Source organism: Devosia sp. SL43 (genome assembly GCF_021729885.1).
GTDB lineage: Bacteria > Pseudomonadota > Alphaproteobacteria > Rhizobiales > Devosiaceae > Devosia.
Window position 1 is genome coordinate 3,530,778 of the sequence record NZ_CP063401.1, and the last position, 15,383, is coordinate 3,546,160.

Consider the following 15,383-nt stretch of genomic DNA (forward strand, 5'->3'; position numbering starts at 1 on the left):
ATGCAGTTAATTTACATAAAATCCCACAGTTGCTCATCTTGTATGGAAGATGATTGATCTCCCCCGCGGATCATGGCAAAACCGGCTCCATGACCCATCTGCATCCAGACCGCCTGTTCCCCGCTTCTGAGCCCGCCCAGTCCATCGCGCGCGAGCTCTATCCCGAGGTCCGCGACCTGCCGCTGATCTGCCCGCATGGGCATACCGATCCGGCCTGGTTTGCGCAGAATGGCCGCTTTTCCGATCCGGCGGCGCTGTTTCTCACGCCCGACCACTACGTGCTCCGCATGCTGCGCAGCCGGGGCCTGAGCTACGACGATCTCGGCGTGCCGCGTAAGGATGGCAAGCCCGTCGCCAAGGGCAGGGATGCCTGGCGCCTGTTGGCCGCCAATTATCATCTCTTCGCCGGCACCCCGTCCAAGACCTGGATCGACCATTCGCTCGACTGGGCCTTCGGCATCAAGGACGAGCTGTCGCCCGAAACCGCTGACGCCATCTACGACACCATCGACGCCGCTATCGCGACGCCCGGCATGTTGCCGCGTGCTATCCTCGACAAGGCCAAGGTGGAGGTCATCACCACCACCGAATTCGCCCTCGATGACCTCAAGCATCACCAGTCGATGGAGGCCGACGGCTATCTCGGCCGGGTCCGCACCACCTATCGCCCCGACGATGTGACCAATCCGGAGCGTGTAGGCTGGATCGACCGGATCAAGCAGTTTGCCGACATCACCGGGGAAAACATCACCACCTGGAACGGCCTGCTCAACGCCCACCGTAAGCGCCGCGAGTATTTCCGCCGCTTCGGCGCCGTCGCCACCGACCATGGCATACCCACCGCCCAGACCGCCGACCTCGCCCCGATCGACAAGCAGACACTGCTCGATCGCCTGCTCACCGGCCAGTACAGCGCCGAAGATGCCGACCTGTTCCGCGCTCAGATGATGACCGAGATGGCGGGCCTGTCGGTCGAAGACGGGCTGGTGATGCAGGTCCATGCTGGCGCGCGCCGCAACATGGATCCGTCGCTGCTGGCCGAGCGCGGCACCGATCTCGGCGGCGATATTCCCAGCCGGGTGAACTATGTCGATGGCCTGCAGCCGCTGCTGGCCCGCTTCGGCAACGAGCCCAATTTCCGCATCATCGCCTTCACGCTGGACGAGACTAACTATGCTCGCGAACTGGCGCCGATGGCCGGCTTCTGGCCCTCGCTGATGGTCGGTCCGCCCTGGTGGTTCCACGATAGCCCGCAGGGCATTCGCCGCTACCTCGACCAGATGGTCGAAAGCGGCGGCTTCTACAATCTGGCCGGTTTCAACGACGACACCCGCGCGCTGCTCTCCATCCCCGCCCGCCACGACGTCTGGCGCCGTGAAGTCTGCGGCTTTTTGGGGCGCTGGGTGGGGGAGAACCGGATCAGCAAATCGACCGCGCGGGAAGTAGCCAAGCACCTGAGCTACCAGGCGGCGAAGGATGCGTACAAGCTGGGTTAGGGCCTGGAGTGGAGTTCACCCTCCCCTTGCGGGGAGGGTAGTGCAGCTAGGCCGGAGGCCTTAGCGGAACTAGGGTGGGGGTTCGAGAGCCCCGATATCCGGGCCAAACCACCCCCCACCCTTGATCCCTCCCCGCCAGGGGGAGGGTGTCGACTGAAACACTCAGCCGCAAAATCTCAAGGCGACTTCCACAGCACCATCAGCACGATCACCACGCCGGTCACCAGCAGCACCAGCAGTCCACTAAGCCCGTTCAGCACCTGCTTGCCCAGTGTCGGATGCGCCTCGTCGGCGGCGATGATGTCTGAGAGTCGCGCCGGTTCACGCCGGTCGTCATAAGGTTGATGCGTCATCGAAAGGCCTCCCTGTCAGGTCCTTGCTTGCCGTTCGATGATGCTGCGCCGTCAAATGTAACCAACCCTTTCCGCCCAAGGTCTTCTTGGCCATAGGGTTGCCATCCCCCCAACCGGCAGGCTTACCCACCCGTTACCGCCACCGTTTCATCAACATTTCGGGCAATGGCAGCTAGCGCTGTCGAAACGCAGCGCGCCTTCTGCTCTAATGAACGCCATGATGAATCAGTCGCCCGTTGAAACCGCGCTCAGCCGCGCCCTCATTCGCTGGTCCCTGACCAAGTCCACGCCGGTTGCGGAAACGCCGACCAGCTGGATTTTTCGCGTCGAGCAGAACGGTCGCAACTTCGCGGCGCTGAAGATACTGAAGGCCCATGAGACCGAGGAACGCCGTGGCTCCATGCTGCTCAACTGGTATGGCGGGGAGGGTGCCGCCACTGTCTTCGACATGCATGGCGACACCATTTTCATGGAATGGCTCGACGGGGGTACGCTGGGTGACCCCGTGCGGGCAGGCAAGGACGACGAGGGCACCATCGCTATCGCCACCGTCGTTGCCAGCCTCCATCGGCCGCGCGCCGATGTGCCCGAAGGTCTTCTACCGCTTCGCGAGCGCTTCCAGACGCTGTTCGATACCGATGTCCGCGTTTGGCCGCAGACGGCGCGCGACCTCTACGCTCGCGCCAGCGGCATCGCGTTCAAGCTGTTCGATCGCCCGAGCGCGCAGATTCCGCTGCATGGGGATATCCACCACGACAATATCCTGAGCTCCGACCGCGGTTGGTTGGCGATCGACCCCAAGGGCCTCATCGGCGATCCTGCCTATGATCTGGCCAATGTGTTCATCAATCCCAAGGGTGCGGCGCACCTCGCGGTCGATCCGCGCCGGATTGCCGCTCGCGCCGACATTCTGTCTGAACGCTTGCCTTATGGGCGCAAGCGCATACTGGGTTGGGCCGCAGCGCATGCGGCACTATCGGCCTGCTGGGAGCTCGCCGGTGGCAATCCCATCACCCACCAACTCGCCTGCCTGCCGCATCTTCTCAGCGCCTACGACCAGGCCTAGTCTCGGATCGATCATGCTCAAGACGACCCGCCGTTCCTTCCTGATCCTCGCCTCCGCCGCGATGCTCTCGGCCTGCGCCTCCACCATTCCCGTCCTGCCAAAGGGCGGCAGTTCGCCGGAAACGCTGACCGACGGCGAAATTCTCGCCGCCATCAATGCGGTGCGCAAGGCCAACGGCGCCCCGGCCTGGTCCTACAACCAGCGGCTCGAAGACGCTGCCCGTGCTCAGGCCCGCTTGATGGCGCAAAAGGATACGCTGAGCCACGATCTCGGCGTCACCCTGCGCCAGCGCGTCACGTCAGCCGGCTATCTCGGCGCCGTGGGCGAGAACGTCGCCAAGGGCTACACGAATTTGCAGGACGCCATCGAAGGCTGGATGAATTCGTCGGGGCACCGGTCGACGTTGCTGAATGGCAAGTTCGTAGAGTTCGGCCTGGCGGTAGCACGCAGTCCAAGCGGAAAACTGTACTGGGCGATGATTGCGGGTGGCAGTTTCCAGGCGTGGATTGGGTAGTCGGGAAGGTAGTCACCCCACCCACCGGCCGTCACCCTCGGGCTTGACCCGAGGGCACTATACTTGCTGAGAGTTCGACAAGTGCAGTGCCCTCGGGTCAAGCCCGAGGGTGACGATCGAGTGTGTTGGGAGATGCTGCGTAACCTCAAACCAGCAACGTCCGCCTTACCGCCAGATCCCAGCCCTTGATCTTCGCCTTGCGCTCCGCCCCATCCATCTTCGGCTCGAACCGCCGGTCCCGCGCCCAGCTTTCAGAAAATTCCTGCATCCCCGGCCACACGCCGGCTTTCGATCCCGCCAACCAGGCCGCACCCAGCGCCGTGGTTTCAAGGATCACCGGCCGGTCCACGGGCGCATCCAGCACATCGGCCAGAAACTGCATGGTCCAGTCCGACGCCACCATGCCGCCATCCACCCGCAGCACCGTGTCGCCGCCACCCTTCCAGTCCTTGCGCATGGCTTCGAGCAGGTCGCGCGTCTGGTAGCAGACCGCCTCCAGCGCCGCTTTGGCGATCTCCGCCGGCCCCGAATTGCGGGTCAGCCCATAGATGGCGCCACGCGCCTCGGCATCCCACCATGGCGCGCCCAGGCCGACAAAGGCCGGCACCATATAGACGTGCTGGCTCGGGTCCGCCGTGCGGGCAAGGGGGCCGGTTTCGCTGGCATGCTTGACGAGCTTCAGCCCATCACGAATCCACTGCACCGCCGCGCCGGCAATGAAGATCGAGCCTTCCAGCGCGTAACTCGTCTTGCCGTCGAGCCGATAGGCGATGGTGGTCAGCAGCCGGTTCTTGGATCGCACCATGTCGGCGCCGGTGTTGAGCAGGGCGAAACAACCCGTGCCATAGGTCGATTTCAGCATGCCTGGCTGGAAGCATGCCTGCCCGATGGTCGCCGCATGCTGGTCGCCCGCCACGCCCAGGATTGGAATAGAAGCGCAGAAATGGCTCTCCTCGGTCACCCCAAAATCGTCGGCGCAGTCCTTGACCTCGGGCAACAGCGCCGCCGGAATGTCGAACAGCTCCAGCAGGCCCTTGTCCCACTGGTTCTTGCCGATGTCGAACAGCAGCGTCCGCCCGGCATTGGTGGCGTCCGTGGCATGCACCTTGCCGCCGGTCAGCCGCCAGATCAGGAAACTGTCCACTGTACCAAAGGCCAGCTCGCCCTTCACCGCCCGCTTGCGCGCGCCCTTCACATTATCAAGCAGCCATTTGACCTTGGTGCCTGAGAAATAGGGGTCAAGCAGCAGCCCGGTTTTCTTGGTGACCGTCTTCTCATGCCCAGCCTTCTTGAGCTTGGCGCAATACGCCGCCGTGCGCCGGTCCTGCCACACAATGGCTTTGTGGATCGCTTTGCCGGTGGCCCGATCCCAGATCAGCGTCGTCTCGCGCTGGTTGGTGATGCCGATGGCCGCGATTTCCTTCGCATCGACCTTGGCCTCATTGAGGGCCTTCTTGATCGCCCAGACGACGGAGTCCCAGATTTCCTCCGGATCGTGCTCAACCCAGCCGTCCTGCGGAAAATGCTGAGTGAATTCCTTCTGCCCCGAACCGGCAATCGTCCGGTCCGCGGCGAACACGATGGCCCGGCTGGATGTGGTGCCTTGATCGATGGCCAGGATGTATTTGCTCATAGGTTTCCTCCCCGAGAGCTCTTCGGCTCTTCAGTGCCCCTTGCCCGCCAGATATCCTTCCAGCGCCGCGACCTCGTCCTTGCTGACCCGCAGGCCAATCTTGGTCCGCCGCCACAGCACATCTTGTGCCGTCCGCGCCCATTCGTTGGCAACCAGATAGTCTACCTCGGCGGCATAAAGGTCCCAGCCGAAATGCTGGCCCAGGTCGGCAACGGTCTTGGCCTCGCCCAGCAATGCCCGCGCCTTCGTCCCATAGAGCCGCGTCATGCGCCGCAGCATCGCTGCCGGCAGCCCGGCATAGTCCATCACCAGCCGCCGCACCTCGGCCTCGAAGGCCAGCGGTTCAAAGCCGCCGCCGGGCAGCTTGCTGACCTTGGTCCAGGCCGCGCCCTTCTTGCCGAGCACCTCTTCGACCTTCTCAAGCACCGATTCCGCCAGCCGCCGCGACGTCGTCAGCTTGCCGCCGAACACGTTGATCGCCGCGCCTGTGGCTGCGTCGCCATCGACTTTGAGCACATAGTCGCGCGTCGCCTCCTGCGCCGCGCTGGCACCATCGTCGAACAGCGGGCGCACGCCCGAATAGGTCCAGTGGATCTGATCCCGCGTGACCGGCTTGGCGAAATATTCGCTTGCAGCCGAAAGCAGGTAGTCGGTTTCGGCGTCCGAAATCTTCACATCCTTCGGGTTGCCCTCATAGTCCTGGTCGGTGGTGCCGATCAGGGTGAAGTCGTCCTCGTAGGGGATGGCGAAGATGATACGGCCGTCGGCGTTCTGGAAGATGTAGCAGCGATCGTGATCATAGAGCTTGCGCACCACGATGTGGCTGCCTTTGACCAGCCGCACATTATGCGCGCCGTTCTTGCCCATGGCGCCGGTGATCACGTGGTCGACCCACGGCCCTGCCGCATTGACGATCAGCTTCGCCCGCACCGTCTGCCGGCCGGCCTCCCCGTCGAGATCGACCCGCCAGCCACCGGCGTCGCGGCGGACGCTGGTCACCTTGGTGCGCACATGGATAGTGGCGCCCTTGTCGGCCGCGTCACGCGCGTTCAGCACGACGAACCGGGCGTCGTCCACCCAGCAGTCCGAATATTCAAAGCCCAGCCGATAGCCCGGCTTCAGCGGCTTGCCCGTTTCGTGCCGCGTCAGGTCCAGCGTCTTGGTCGGCGGCAGCAGGCGACGGCCGCCCATATAGTCGTACATGGCAAGACCCGCCCGCAGCACCACGGCCGGGCGCAGACCCTTGTGATGCGGCAGCACGAAGCGCAGCGATTTGATAATATGCGGCGCCGCAGCCCAAAGGACCTCGCGCTCCGACAAGGCTTCCTGCACCAGGCGGAATTCGTAATGCTCGAGATAGCGCAACCCGCCATGCACCAGCTTGGTCGCAGCCGACGAGGTACCCGAGGCCAGGTCGTTCATCTCCGCCAGCGCCACTGAAAAGCCGCGCCCGACCGCATCGCGTGCCACGCTCGCGCCATTGATGCCGCCGCCGATCACGAAGATATCGACGCTGGTCTCGCCCGTCATTTCACCATCCTCCACTGAGTTTCGTTTGTACGCGTTTGTATTTCGTTTGTGAAGGAACTTGTTTCGTTTAGTTGGGCAGAAGCACCATCCAAACTACCATACAAGATGGACATTGACCGAACCGCAGCAGGGGGCTAGGGCAGGGGAACCCTCCTGCTCCCGGAACCTCCGGCCATGCTCGCCATCATCAACGTCATCCTGCCGATTTTCGCGCTGATGGGGCTCGGCTATGGCGCCGTGCGCTTCCGCCTGTTCCCGGCCGATGGCATCAAGAGCCTGATCGCCTTCGTCAACAATTTCGCGACGCCCTGCCTGCTGTTCCACTCGCTGGTAACCAGCGATTTCCGCGCCGCCTTCAACCTTGCAATCATCGGCCCGTTCTATGTGGGCGCGATCATCTGCTTCGTGCTGGGTATCGTCATTGCCATGAAGGTCTTCGGCAATCGGCCCGGCGAAGCGGTCTCGGTTGGTTTTTCGGGCACCTTCACCAATACGGTGCTGGTGGGCCTGCCGATCATGACCCGCGCCTATGGCCAGGAGTCGCTGGCCACCACGCTCTCCATTATCGGCCTGCATGGCGCCATCCTGCTGACCTTGGGCATGGTCACCATGGAACTGATGCGCCGCGATGGCGCGCCGCTCGGCAAGACCCTGCTGACTGCCGTCAAGCGCGTCGGCTCCAACCCACTGATCTGGGGCATTGCCGCCGGCATGATCGGCTATTTCGCCGGCCTGCAACTGATCGAGCCTGCCGAAGCCTTCCTCACCATGATGGCATCCGCCGTGGTTCCGGCGGCCTTGTTCGGCATCGGTGGCGCGCTCAACGAATTCAAGTTATCCGACAACTGGAAGCAGGCGCTTGTCGCGTCGGTGATCAAGCTCATCGTTCACCCGGCGCTTTGCTATGTGCTGATGATCTGGGTGTTGCGCGTGCCCATGGACATTGCCCGCTACGGCATCCTGCTCTCGGCCATGCCGGCGGGCGTCAACGTCTATGTCTTCGCGACCTACTACAACCGCGGCGTCAGCGTTGCGACCAATACCATCCTCATAGCGACCGTCGCCTCCGCGGCGACGATCTCGGTGTGGCTGCTGATCCTGGGACACTAGTCCGGAGCGGCTTCCGCTTTCGCGGCCGCCGCCGCTTCTTCTTCGACCACCCGAATAAAGGCTTCGGCCATGAAGGCGTGCTCGCCTTGCGGCGCCATGGCCAAGTATTGCTGGTAGACGACCGTCGCTTCTGCGTAGCGCGCCAGGCCGGTCAGATTGTTGCCGCGTCGGTACACGATCTCCGGATTGTTGGGTGATAGCGCTTCCGCCAGGTCCAGTTGCGCCAGCGCGTCCTGGTAGCGTTCCAGCCTCGACAGGGCGGCAGCGCGTTCCAGCTGATACGCCAGGTTTTTCGCATCGATCAGCAGCGCCTGGTCGATGCGGGCCAGCGCCCCGGCAAAGTCGTGCTGTTCCATCAGGACACCGGCATGTTCGGCCTGCGCCGCAGCATTCTCCGGCTGGAACTCAGCCGCATCGCGATAGATACGGTTCAGGTTTTCGGTGTCGTTTCGGTCCCGGTAGTATTTGGCGAGGACGACGAGCGAGGTCTCGTTGCCAGGATTGACCTCCAGGGCTGCCCGCGCCATGTCGGCGGATTCGTCGAACCGGTTGGCGCCATAGAGCATGATCGCCACTTTGTTCTGGTAGCTTTCATTGAGGGGGTCGCGGCGGAACGCCTCGAGATAGAAGTCGCGCGCTGCGTCCATTTCACCGCGCTCCCAAGCCAGGTCGCCGCGTAATTCAGGTTCTTTGGGGCCCTCGCTATCAAGTTCCGTCACCCGATCGGCATAGGTCAGCGCCTCGTCATGCAGCGTCGGATCGCCCTTAAGGGTCGCCAATTCGCTGGTAACGCGCGCCAGGTTGGCCCAACCGATGATGAAGCGGTCGTCGATGGCAACGGCTGCCTTGTATTCCGCCGCTGCTCCCTCCCCATCACCCGCATTCCGCCGGATATTGCCCAGGATATTATGCGCCCATTCGGCGTCGGGATGGTTGGTCAGGATCAGCCGGCGCGCAATGGTGGCCGCATTGGTCGGATGCGCCGATGCCTCCGCCGCCAGTGCCGTGAAGGGATCGAGCACGGCCATGACTTCGGCGGCCGCCTTGCGCCAATATTGCGCCTCGGTGTCGCTGCGCATCGGCGGCAGTTCGATCACCTTGAGCTCGGCACCATAGATGCGCAGCCGCAGCGACACCCCGGCCGGCGTGCAGGCCGCATCGCTGCAGCGGAATTCACCGCTAACCACCGTCTCATGCAGATTGAAGAACTGTCGCGCATAAAACACCAGCGAATCCACCGAAATGCCGGCATCGGGAATGGCAAACGTCACCTTCTTGCCTTCGGGCAGCACGTTGACGCTGGATTTCTCCGAATTGGCCTCGACATCGATCTGCTGGATGCCATCCCACAGGCGGTTGGCCGCCACATCCGGTGTCAGCCCCGTCGCCTGCAGGCCACCCGGGATGCTGATCGACTGGATGAGGATCTGGTCGCGCGCAAACTGCGCCGCCACGAGCGGCAGCGCCATGGCCAACACGACCAGCAGCGCCAGGTTGATCACCACCGTGCGGAGCGAATTGGAATAGGTTTCGACGCCGGGAAGGCTGAGGCGCGTCCACCAGCGGGGCCTGGTCTGTTCGGCTGCAGCTTTCGTTGCAGGCACGGCCTTAGGCGCGCGCGCCATTAATGACGCCCCGTCATAGTGTTCGCCATGAAGAAGTCCCCTCGAAACAGCACTATAGATCGTCCGGCGCTGCGACGAAATCAATAGGCCATGCGGGAATATTGGGTCGTCTGGCGCTAGGATTGTTCAACCAGTTTCGCCAACTGCGCCGCGACAGTGCCCCAGCCATCATAAAAGCCGAGATCGTGATGTGTCTGCCGGTCTTCGGGGCTCTTGTGCATTACAACCGCCCGATAGGCCGTACCCAGATCGTGGTCGTCCAAAGTGATGATCGCGGTGATGAAGGGCTGCTCCGCCGGCCGCCATCCGCCGACCAGCGCATTGGTGAAAACGATGCGCCGCCCGTCGACCACGTCCAGGTAGCAGGCGCTCATATGCGGCCCGAAGGTCTCGCCCGGCCCTGCCGCGATCTCGGTTTGCATCGCGCCGCCCGGCCGCAGATCCATGGCGACGATCCGGCAGGTCTCCGGCTCGGGCACCCACCACTTGGCGAACTGCTCGGGCTTGGTCCAAGCGTCCCACACCGCCGACCGCGGTGCCTTGATGATGCGGGTGATTTCGAGATCGCGTTCGGGGTCGAGCGTCATTTCTTGTTGTCCTTGTCCTTGGTGACGAACTGTTCCAGCCGGTCCGTTCGGCCGTTCCAGATCGCCCGTTGTTCGCTCAGCCACCCATCCACCGCCGCCAGTCTTGGCCGGTCCAGCTCGCAATTGCGCACCCGCCCCACCTTCTGCGTATGGATCAACCCACTCTCTTCCAGCATGTGGATGTGCTTCATGAACGAGGGCAGCGCCATCTCGAATGGCTGCGCCAATTCGCCAACGCTGGCGGGGCCTTGCCCGAGCCGTCCGATCACCGCGCGGCGCGTCGGATCGGCCAATGCCTGAAATAGGCCATCGAGCTGTGTCTGATACTGTGCCATGAGGCTAAGTATCAGGACTCAATACTTAGCGCAATAGCTAACTATATGGATTGCTATGCGTCGCCTGCTGCTTGCCCTGAGCTTCTGCCTTGCCGCCGTCCCAACCCAAGCTGCCGAACTGTGTACGCTCGTCGCCGACGCCGCGACCGGTGAGGTGCTGCTGGAGCGCGGTGCGGATTGCGACACGCCGACCACGCCGGCCTCGACCTTCAAGGTGCCGCTGGCGGTCATGGCCTTCGATGCCGGACTGCTGATCGACGCTCGCAACCCGGCCGAGCCTTTCGTCGAAGGCTACGCCGATTGGGGCGGTGACGACTGGCGCCAGACCACCGATCCGCTGCGCTGGATGGACTATTCGGTCGTCTGGTATTCGCAGGTCACTACCCGCGCCCTCGGCGCGGACACCCTCACGCGATATGCCCGGGCCTTCGACTATGGCAATGCCGACTTCTCGGGTGATCCGGGCGCCGACAATGGCCTGGAACGCAGTTGGATCAGCTCGTCGCTCAAGCTCACGCCGCGTCAGCAACTGACCTTCATGACCCGCCTGGCCACGGGCCAGTTGCCGGTTTCAACGCATGCCATGCAAACCACGCTCGCCATCATGCAGCAGCGTCAGAGCGACAATGGCTGGCACATGGTCGGCAAGACCGGCTCGGCTTTTCCACGAAATGCGGACGGCAGCTTCAATCGCGCCCGTGGCTGGGGCTGGTACGTCGGCATGGCAACGAAGGGCGCCCGCACTCTGGTTTTCGTTCGCCTCAATCAGGATGAAAGCCGCCAATCGGTGAGCGGCGGATTGAGGGCTCGCGACGAGCTTCTGGCAGAGTGGCCAGAGCTGATGGCCGAAGTGCCAGCGCGCTGATTGCGCGCCGGCGCGGCCCAGATCAGGCTACCGCTGCGTCCTGATAGAAGTTGTAGCTCTCCGACAACGCGGTGGTCAGCGTGTTGTTGCGCTCGATGAACTCGGTCAGGAATTCGTGCAGGCCATGGGCGAAGATGGTCTCCATCGTCGTATTTTCGACCATGGCGCGCAGTTCGGCCGCGGCCACATCGCAGCTCTTGCTGCAGCCATAGAACGTGGCCAGGTTCTGCACCTGCGTCTGCACGAAGCGGGCACAGTAGAACAGTGAGCGCGGCATCTCCTGACGCAGGATCAGGAAATCGGCAATGTTCTCGGCCTTGTAGCGGTCGTGATAGACGTGCCGGTAGCTGCGATGGGCCGAGGCGGCGCGCAGGATCAGCGTCCATTGCTGGGTATCGAGATCGCCACCGACCATCTTGGCCTGCGGCAGCAGCACGTAATATTTCATGTCGAGAATACGGGCCGTATTGTCGGCCCGTTCGATCAGCCCGCCCGCTTGCAGGAACGCGAAGCCGTCATCGCGCAGCAGCGTGCCAAGGAACGCCCCGCGAAACTCGTGGCTGATCCGCTTGATCCATTCGAGCACTTCGAGCAGCTTGGCCCCGCGCACGTCGCGTGACTTGAGCTGGCTGAAGGTGAGCCAGGCGCCGTTGAGCGTCTCCCACATGTCGCTGGTAATGGCGGTGCGCACGGTGCGCGCATTGTTGCGCGCCATCATCAGGCAGGTTTGCACCGAGCTGGGATTGCTGGGGTCGAACAGCATGAAGTCGGTCACCGAAGCGACGTCGGCCACCCGGTCCTTCTTGGCCCACTCTTCATCGATTTCGGCCGCCTGCATCATCGAGATCAGGTGCTCGCTCTCGCCGCCCTCTCGGCGGCTGGTGAGGCTCATGCGATAGCCAACTTCGAGCAGGCGAGCCATATTCTCGGCCCGCTCCACATAGCGCGAGAGCCAGAACAGGTGCTGGGCGGTGCGTCCGAGCATGGTCATTCTTCCAGCACCCACGTATCCTTGGTCCCGCCACCCTGCGACGAGTTCACCACCAGCGACCCCTTCTTGAGCGCCACGCGCGTCAGCCCGCCGGGCGTGATGCGCACTTCGTCGCCGATCAGCACATAGGGCCGCAGATCGACGTGCCGCGGCGCGATGCCCGAATTGACGTAAGTGGGGCAGGTACTGAGCGCCAGCGTCGGCTGCACGATGTAATTGTCGGGCCGGGCCAGGATCTTCTGCTTGAATTCCTTGTGCATGGCCTTGGTCGAGGTCGGCCCCACCATCATGCCATAGCCGCCCGAGCCGTGAACTTCCTTGACCACCAGGTCCGCCAGGTTCTCCAGCACCCATTCGCGCTGGTCCTTATCGGTGCAGTTATAGGTCGGCACGTTCTGCAGCAGCGTCTTCTCGCCGAGGTAGAATTCGACGATTTCGGGCACGTAGGTATAGACCGCCTTGTCGTCGGCAATGCCCGTGCCCGGTGCGTTGACCAGTGTCACATTGCCTTGCGCATAAGCCTTGAACAGCCCCGGCACGCCCAGCATGGATTCGGGGCGGAACGTCTCGGGATCGAGATAGGCGTCGTCGATGCGGCGGTAGATCACGTCGACCCGCTCCGGGCCCATCGTGGTGCGCATGAACACCTTGCCATCCTCGACGAACAGGTCGGGGCCCTCGCACAGCGTCGCGCCCATCTGGTCGGCGAGGAACGAGTGCTCGAAATAAGCCGAGTTATAGATGCCCGGCGTCAGCACCACGATATTGGGCGTGCCGCTGGTACCTTCCGGCGCCACGCTTTCCAGCGTCGCACGCAGGTTTTCGGCATAGGTATCGACCGGTGCCACCTTGATGCGCTGGAACAGGTCCGGCGCCAGCATCATCATCGCCTCGCGGTCTTCCAGCATGTAGCTGACGCCGGACGGCGTGCGCAGATTGTCTTCCAGCACAAAGAAAGCGTCTGGCCCGGTGCGGACAATGTCGACGCCGATAATGTGCGCATAGACATTGCGCGCCGGATTGACCCCCATCATCTGCGGGCAGAACGCCGCATTGTTGAGGATCAGTTTTTCCGGGACGATCCCCGCTTTGAGAATGTTCTGATCGTGATAGATGTCATGCAGGAACGCGTTCAGCGCCTTGACGCGCTGCTCGATGCCCCGCGACAGCTCTTTCCATTCCTGCGCCGCGATGATGCGGGGGATCACGTCGAAGGGAATGACCTTCTCGGTGCCTTCCTCCGACCCATAGACGGCAAAGGTGATGCCCAGCTTACGGAAAATCGCCTCGGCATCGGCCTGCATCAGCGTCAGGGCCTTGCCCTTCTGCTCGTCCAGCCAAGCCGCCAGCGCCCGATAGGGTTCGCGGACGCTGCCATCCGCATTGTACATTTCGTCGAACGGCTTCGTGTCGGCCATTATGCTCCGAGTGGTAATACGGCTCGTCCCATCGCCTTCACATTGCTACACTTTTATTTCGTGCCGTCCAGCGGGTCGCTTCGGGTTTGTGAGGGCTTGTCTCCTCGCCCCCCGTCTTTATGGTGCCTGCCATACAAGCCAGCGAGTCCGCCATGCCCGTCGACATCCTCCAGACCCACAAGCTGCTCGATACCTGCGAGCAAGCCCTGGCCGAGCGCTACACCGTGCATAGGCTGCATGAGGCTGCCGACAAGGAGGCGCTGATTGCCGAACTGGCTCCCCGCATTCGTGGCATTGCCGGCGGCAATGTCAGCGCCGATCTCATCGGCAAGCTGCCCAAGCTCGAAATCGTCGCCAATTTCGGCGTCGGCTACGACACCATCGACACCAAGGCCGCCAAGGCGGCCAATGTGCGTGTCACCAATACGCCCAACGTCCTCAACGACGCCGTGGCGGAACTGACCATCGGCCTGATGATCGCCCTGGCCCGTCGCATTCCCCAGGCCGACCAGTTCGTCCGCCAGGGCAAGTGGCCCGGTGGAAATATGGGCCTGTTCACCGAACTGACCGGCAAGACCGTCGGCATTCTAGGCCTCGGCCGCATCGGCAAGGAGATCGCAACCCGCGCCCAGGCCATGAAGATGCGCGTCGTCTATCACGGCCGCAAACGCCAGCCCTCCGAGCCGCATATCTTCTACGACAACCTCACCGACATGGCGCGCGACAGCGACTGGCTCGTCCTCATCGCCCCCGGCGGCAAGGGCACAGAGCGCATCGTTTCGCGCGACGTCCTCACCGCACTCGGCCCCAAAGGCATGATCGTCAACGTCGCCCGCGGCACGCTGATCGACGAACCCGCCATGCTCGAACTGCTGCAGAATGGCGGCCTCGGCGGCGCAGCGCTCGACGTCTTCGAGAAGGAACCGGCGGTGCCGGAGGCCTTCTTCGCCCTCGACAATGTCGTGCTGTCGCCCCACCAGGGCAGCGCCACGCGCCAGACCCGCGACGCCATGGGCGCGCTGGTCGTCGCCAACCTCGACGCCCATTTTGCCGGCGAACCGCTGATCAGCGCGGTGGTGTGATGTCTGACGAGCGCATGGTCCGCATTGCCGAGATCGAGGTCGATCCCGCACGGCTCGACGCCTACAAGGCTTTGCTCGCGGAGGTCGGCAGGGCGTCGCTTGAGCTGGAGCCCGGCGTGCTGATGCTCCACTCCGTCTCGCTCAAGGATGCGCCGACGCATATCCGCGTCTTCGAGGTCTACGCCTCCCGCGCCGCCTACGAAGAGCATATCCAGACGCCGCATTTCCTCAGCTACAAGGCCGACACCGCCGACATGGTCACGGCGCTACACCTGATCGAGGTCGACCCGATCCTGCTGGCGGCAAAGTAGCTATTCCAGGTCGCCCTGCACGATCGTGCCGGCGGCATGCACGCAGAAGATCACCAGCCGGTCAGGACCCAGATTGGTGAACTTGTGCGGTACTCCTGATGGAACCACCGCGATATCGCCTGGCCCCACCTCGAACGTCTCGTCACCTGCCACGATCCGCGCTCGCCCGGCATGCACGAACCACGTTTCGGGATAGGGATGGATATGCAGCCCGGGTCCCTGGCCCGGCTCGTTGTCCACGGCAAAGAACGAAATATCCGTGCCATAGGCCGCGCCCTCGAACCGTACCGTCCGGCTCTTTCTCGCTGGCCGGTCCGCCGCCCGCAATACATGCACCATGATGATCTCCTCTTGCTCTATGCCCAGGCGACGAGCGTCGTTCAGCGATTTCGACAAGGATGCATTGCTTTATTGCGCAAGGCAGCGATTCCCTTCCGCGTCGCGACCCGCTAGCCTCACCACGTGAA

At 63.1% G+C, this 15,383-nt stretch carries 16 protein-coding genes; 7 read left to right on the plus strand and 9 right to left on the minus strand.

The genetic code is table 11. The features are described 5' to 3' along the window. Nucleotides 1-89 precede the first annotated feature (89 nt). On the plus strand, nucleotides 90-1,496 hold the full coding sequence (gene uxaC, locus IM737_RS17270; protein ID WP_236896099.1) for a glucuronate isomerase: 1,407 nt from the start codon (nucleotides 90-92) through the stop codon (nucleotides 1,494-1,496). 176 nt (nucleotides 1,497-1,672) lie between these two features. Here the strand turns inward: uxaC and IM737_RS17275 are convergent, their stop codons facing one another. Beyond that, on the minus strand, nucleotides 1,673-1,849 hold the full coding sequence (locus tag IM737_RS17275; RefSeq protein WP_236896101.1) for a hypothetical protein: 177 nt from the start codon (nucleotides 1,847-1,849) through the stop codon (nucleotides 1,673-1,675). A gap of 220 nt (nucleotides 1,850-2,069) precedes the next feature. On the opposite strand from IM737_RS17275, the gene IM737_RS17280 reads away from it, so the two are divergent. Beyond that, the gene (locus IM737_RS17280) at nucleotides 2,070-2,915 is read left to right on the plus strand and encodes an aminoglycoside phosphotransferase family protein (RefSeq protein ID WP_236896104.1); all 846 of its coding nucleotides are present in this window, start codon (nucleotides 2,070-2,072) and stop codon (nucleotides 2,913-2,915) included. Nucleotides 2,916-2,928: 13 nt separating this feature from the next. Then, complete coding sequence (locus IM737_RS17285) at nucleotides 2,929-3,429, plus strand: CAP domain-containing protein (RefSeq protein ID WP_236896106.1); 501 nt, start codon at nucleotides 2,929-2,931, stop codon at nucleotides 3,427-3,429. Nucleotides 3,430-3,574: 145 nt separating this feature from the next. On the opposite strand, the gene glpK is transcribed toward IM737_RS17285, so the two are convergent. Together glpK and glpD are read right to left on the minus strand one after the other, a co-directional pair. Next, on the minus strand, nucleotides 3,575-5,062 hold the full coding sequence (glpK, locus tag IM737_RS17290) for a glycerol kinase GlpK (RefSeq protein ID WP_236896108.1): 1,488 nt from the start codon (nucleotides 5,060-5,062) through the stop codon (nucleotides 3,575-3,577). 30 nt (nucleotides 5,063-5,092) lie between these two features. Further along, a complete protein-coding gene (gene glpD, locus IM737_RS17295; protein ID WP_236896112.1) occupies nucleotides 5,093-6,592 on the minus strand; it encodes a glycerol-3-phosphate dehydrogenase in 1,500 nt (499 codons plus the stop codon). A gap of 174 nt (nucleotides 6,593-6,766) precedes the next feature. Here glpD and IM737_RS17300 point away from each other — a divergent pair, with 174 nt between their 5' ends. Further along, nucleotides 6,767-7,702: an AEC family transporter gene (locus IM737_RS17300; protein ID WP_236896114.1), complete on the plus strand. Its 936-nt coding sequence runs from the start codon at nucleotides 6,767-6,769 to the stop codon at nucleotides 7,700-7,702. Here the strand turns inward: IM737_RS17300 and IM737_RS17305 are convergent. The 3 genes from IM737_RS17305 to IM737_RS17315 all read right to left on the minus strand — a co-directional run bounded on the left by IM737_RS17305 (nucleotide 7,699) and on the right by IM737_RS17315 (nucleotide 10,249). After that, a complete protein-coding gene (locus tag IM737_RS17305) occupies nucleotides 7,699-9,327 on the minus strand; it encodes a tetratricopeptide repeat protein (RefSeq protein WP_236896116.1) in 1,629 nt (542 codons plus the stop codon). The genes IM737_RS17300 and IM737_RS17305 overlap by 4 nt on opposite strands. Before the next feature lie 116 nt (nucleotides 9,328-9,443). Next, complete coding sequence (locus tag IM737_RS17310) at nucleotides 9,444-9,914, minus strand: SRPBCC family protein (protein ID WP_236896118.1); 471 nt, start codon at nucleotides 9,912-9,914, stop codon at nucleotides 9,444-9,446. Continuing rightward, entirely contained in the window at nucleotides 9,911-10,249 is a 339-nt protein-coding gene (locus IM737_RS17315) for an ArsR/SmtB family transcription factor (protein WP_236896120.1), read from the minus strand. The genes IM737_RS17310 and IM737_RS17315 overlap by 4 nt, the downstream gene beginning before the upstream one ends. Before the next feature lie 55 nt (nucleotides 10,250-10,304). Between IM737_RS17315 and blaOXA the strand changes: the two genes are divergently transcribed. Then, nucleotides 10,305-11,114 carry a class D beta-lactamase gene (gene blaOXA, locus IM737_RS17320; RefSeq protein WP_236896122.1) on the plus strand — a complete coding sequence of 270 codons (810 nt, stop codon included), beginning with the start codon at nucleotides 10,305-10,307 and terminating at the stop codon, nucleotides 11,112-11,114. Between the two features lie 22 nt (nucleotides 11,115-11,136). On the opposite strand, the gene IM737_RS17325 is transcribed toward blaOXA, so the two are convergent. Further along, on the minus strand, nucleotides 11,137-12,105 hold the full coding sequence (locus IM737_RS17325) for an alpha-E domain-containing protein (RefSeq protein ID WP_236896124.1): 969 nt from the start codon (nucleotides 12,103-12,105) through the stop codon (nucleotides 11,137-11,139). Next, complete coding sequence (locus tag IM737_RS17330; protein WP_236896126.1) at nucleotides 12,102-13,523, minus strand: circularly permuted type 2 ATP-grasp protein; 1,422 nt, start codon at nucleotides 13,521-13,523, stop codon at nucleotides 12,102-12,104. The genes IM737_RS17325 and IM737_RS17330 overlap by 4 nt, the downstream gene beginning before the upstream one ends. A gap of 152 nt (nucleotides 13,524-13,675) precedes the next feature. On the opposite strand from IM737_RS17330, the gene IM737_RS17335 reads away from it, so the two are divergent. After that, nucleotides 13,676-14,605 carry a 2-hydroxyacid dehydrogenase gene (locus tag IM737_RS17335; RefSeq protein WP_236896128.1) on the plus strand — a complete coding sequence of 310 codons (930 nt, stop codon included), beginning with the start codon at nucleotides 13,676-13,678 and terminating at the stop codon, nucleotides 14,603-14,605. After that, nucleotides 14,605-14,916, plus strand: a complete 312-nt coding sequence (locus tag IM737_RS17340; RefSeq protein WP_236896130.1) for a putative quinol monooxygenase — start codon at nucleotides 14,605-14,607, stop codon at nucleotides 14,914-14,916. The genes IM737_RS17335 and IM737_RS17340 overlap by 1 nt, the downstream gene beginning before the upstream one ends. Here IM737_RS17340 and IM737_RS17345 read toward each other — a convergent pair whose 3' ends face one another. After that, a complete protein-coding gene (locus IM737_RS17345; RefSeq protein WP_236896132.1) occupies nucleotides 14,917-15,255 on the minus strand; it encodes a cupin domain-containing protein in 339 nt (112 codons plus the stop codon). Between the last annotated feature and the right edge of the window lie 128 nt (nucleotides 15,256-15,383).

What these genes read in the sequence shown, in the direction of transcription:
- uxaC (WP_236896099.1), top strand. Translation starts at nt 90, where the DNA reads ATGACCCATCTGCATCCAGACCGCCTGTTCCCCGCTTCTGAGCCCGCC.
- IM737_RS17275 (WP_236896101.1), bottom strand. Translation starts at nt 1,849, where the DNA reads ATGACGCATCAACCTTATGACGACCGGCGTGAACCGGCGCGACTCTCA.
- IM737_RS17280 (WP_236896104.1), top strand. Translation starts at nt 2,070, where the DNA reads ATGAATCAGTCGCCCGTTGAAACCGCGCTCAGCCGCGCCCTCATTCGC.
- IM737_RS17285 (WP_236896106.1), top strand. Translation starts at nt 2,929, where the DNA reads ATGCTCAAGACGACCCGCCGTTCCTTCCTGATCCTCGCCTCCGCCGCG.
- glpK (WP_236896108.1), bottom strand. Translation starts at nt 5,062, where the DNA reads ATGAGCAAATACATCCTGGCCATCGATCAAGGCACCACATCCAGCCGG.
- glpD (WP_236896112.1), bottom strand. Translation starts at nt 6,592, where the DNA reads ATGACGGGCGAGACCAGCGTCGATATCTTCGTGATCGGCGGCGGCATC.
- IM737_RS17300 (WP_236896114.1), top strand. Translation starts at nt 6,767, where the DNA reads ATGCTCGCCATCATCAACGTCATCCTGCCGATTTTCGCGCTGATGGGG.
- IM737_RS17305 (WP_236896116.1), bottom strand. Translation starts at nt 9,327, where the DNA reads ATGGCGCGCGCGCCTAAGGCCGTGCCTGCAACGAAAGCTGCAGCCGAA.
- IM737_RS17310 (WP_236896118.1), bottom strand. Translation starts at nt 9,914, where the DNA reads ATGACGCTCGACCCCGAACGCGATCTCGAAATCACCCGCATCATCAAG.
- IM737_RS17315 (WP_236896120.1), bottom strand. Translation starts at nt 10,249, where the DNA reads ATGGCACAGTATCAGACACAGCTCGATGGCCTATTTCAGGCATTGGCC.
- blaOXA (WP_236896122.1), top strand. Translation starts at nt 10,305, where the DNA reads ATGCGTCGCCTGCTGCTTGCCCTGAGCTTCTGCCTTGCCGCCGTCCCA.
- IM737_RS17325 (WP_236896124.1), bottom strand. Translation starts at nt 12,105, where the DNA reads ATGACCATGCTCGGACGCACCGCCCAGCACCTGTTCTGGCTCTCGCGC.
- IM737_RS17330 (WP_236896126.1), bottom strand. Translation starts at nt 13,523, where the DNA reads ATGGCCGACACGAAGCCGTTCGACGAAATGTACAATGCGGATGGCAGC.
- IM737_RS17335 (WP_236896128.1), top strand. Translation starts at nt 13,676, where the DNA reads ATGCCCGTCGACATCCTCCAGACCCACAAGCTGCTCGATACCTGCGAG.
- IM737_RS17340 (WP_236896130.1), top strand. Translation starts at nt 14,605, where the DNA reads ATGTCTGACGAGCGCATGGTCCGCATTGCCGAGATCGAGGTCGATCCC.
- IM737_RS17345 (WP_236896132.1), bottom strand. Translation starts at nt 15,255, where the DNA reads ATGGTGCATGTATTGCGGGCGGCGGACCGGCCAGCGAGAAAGAGCCGG.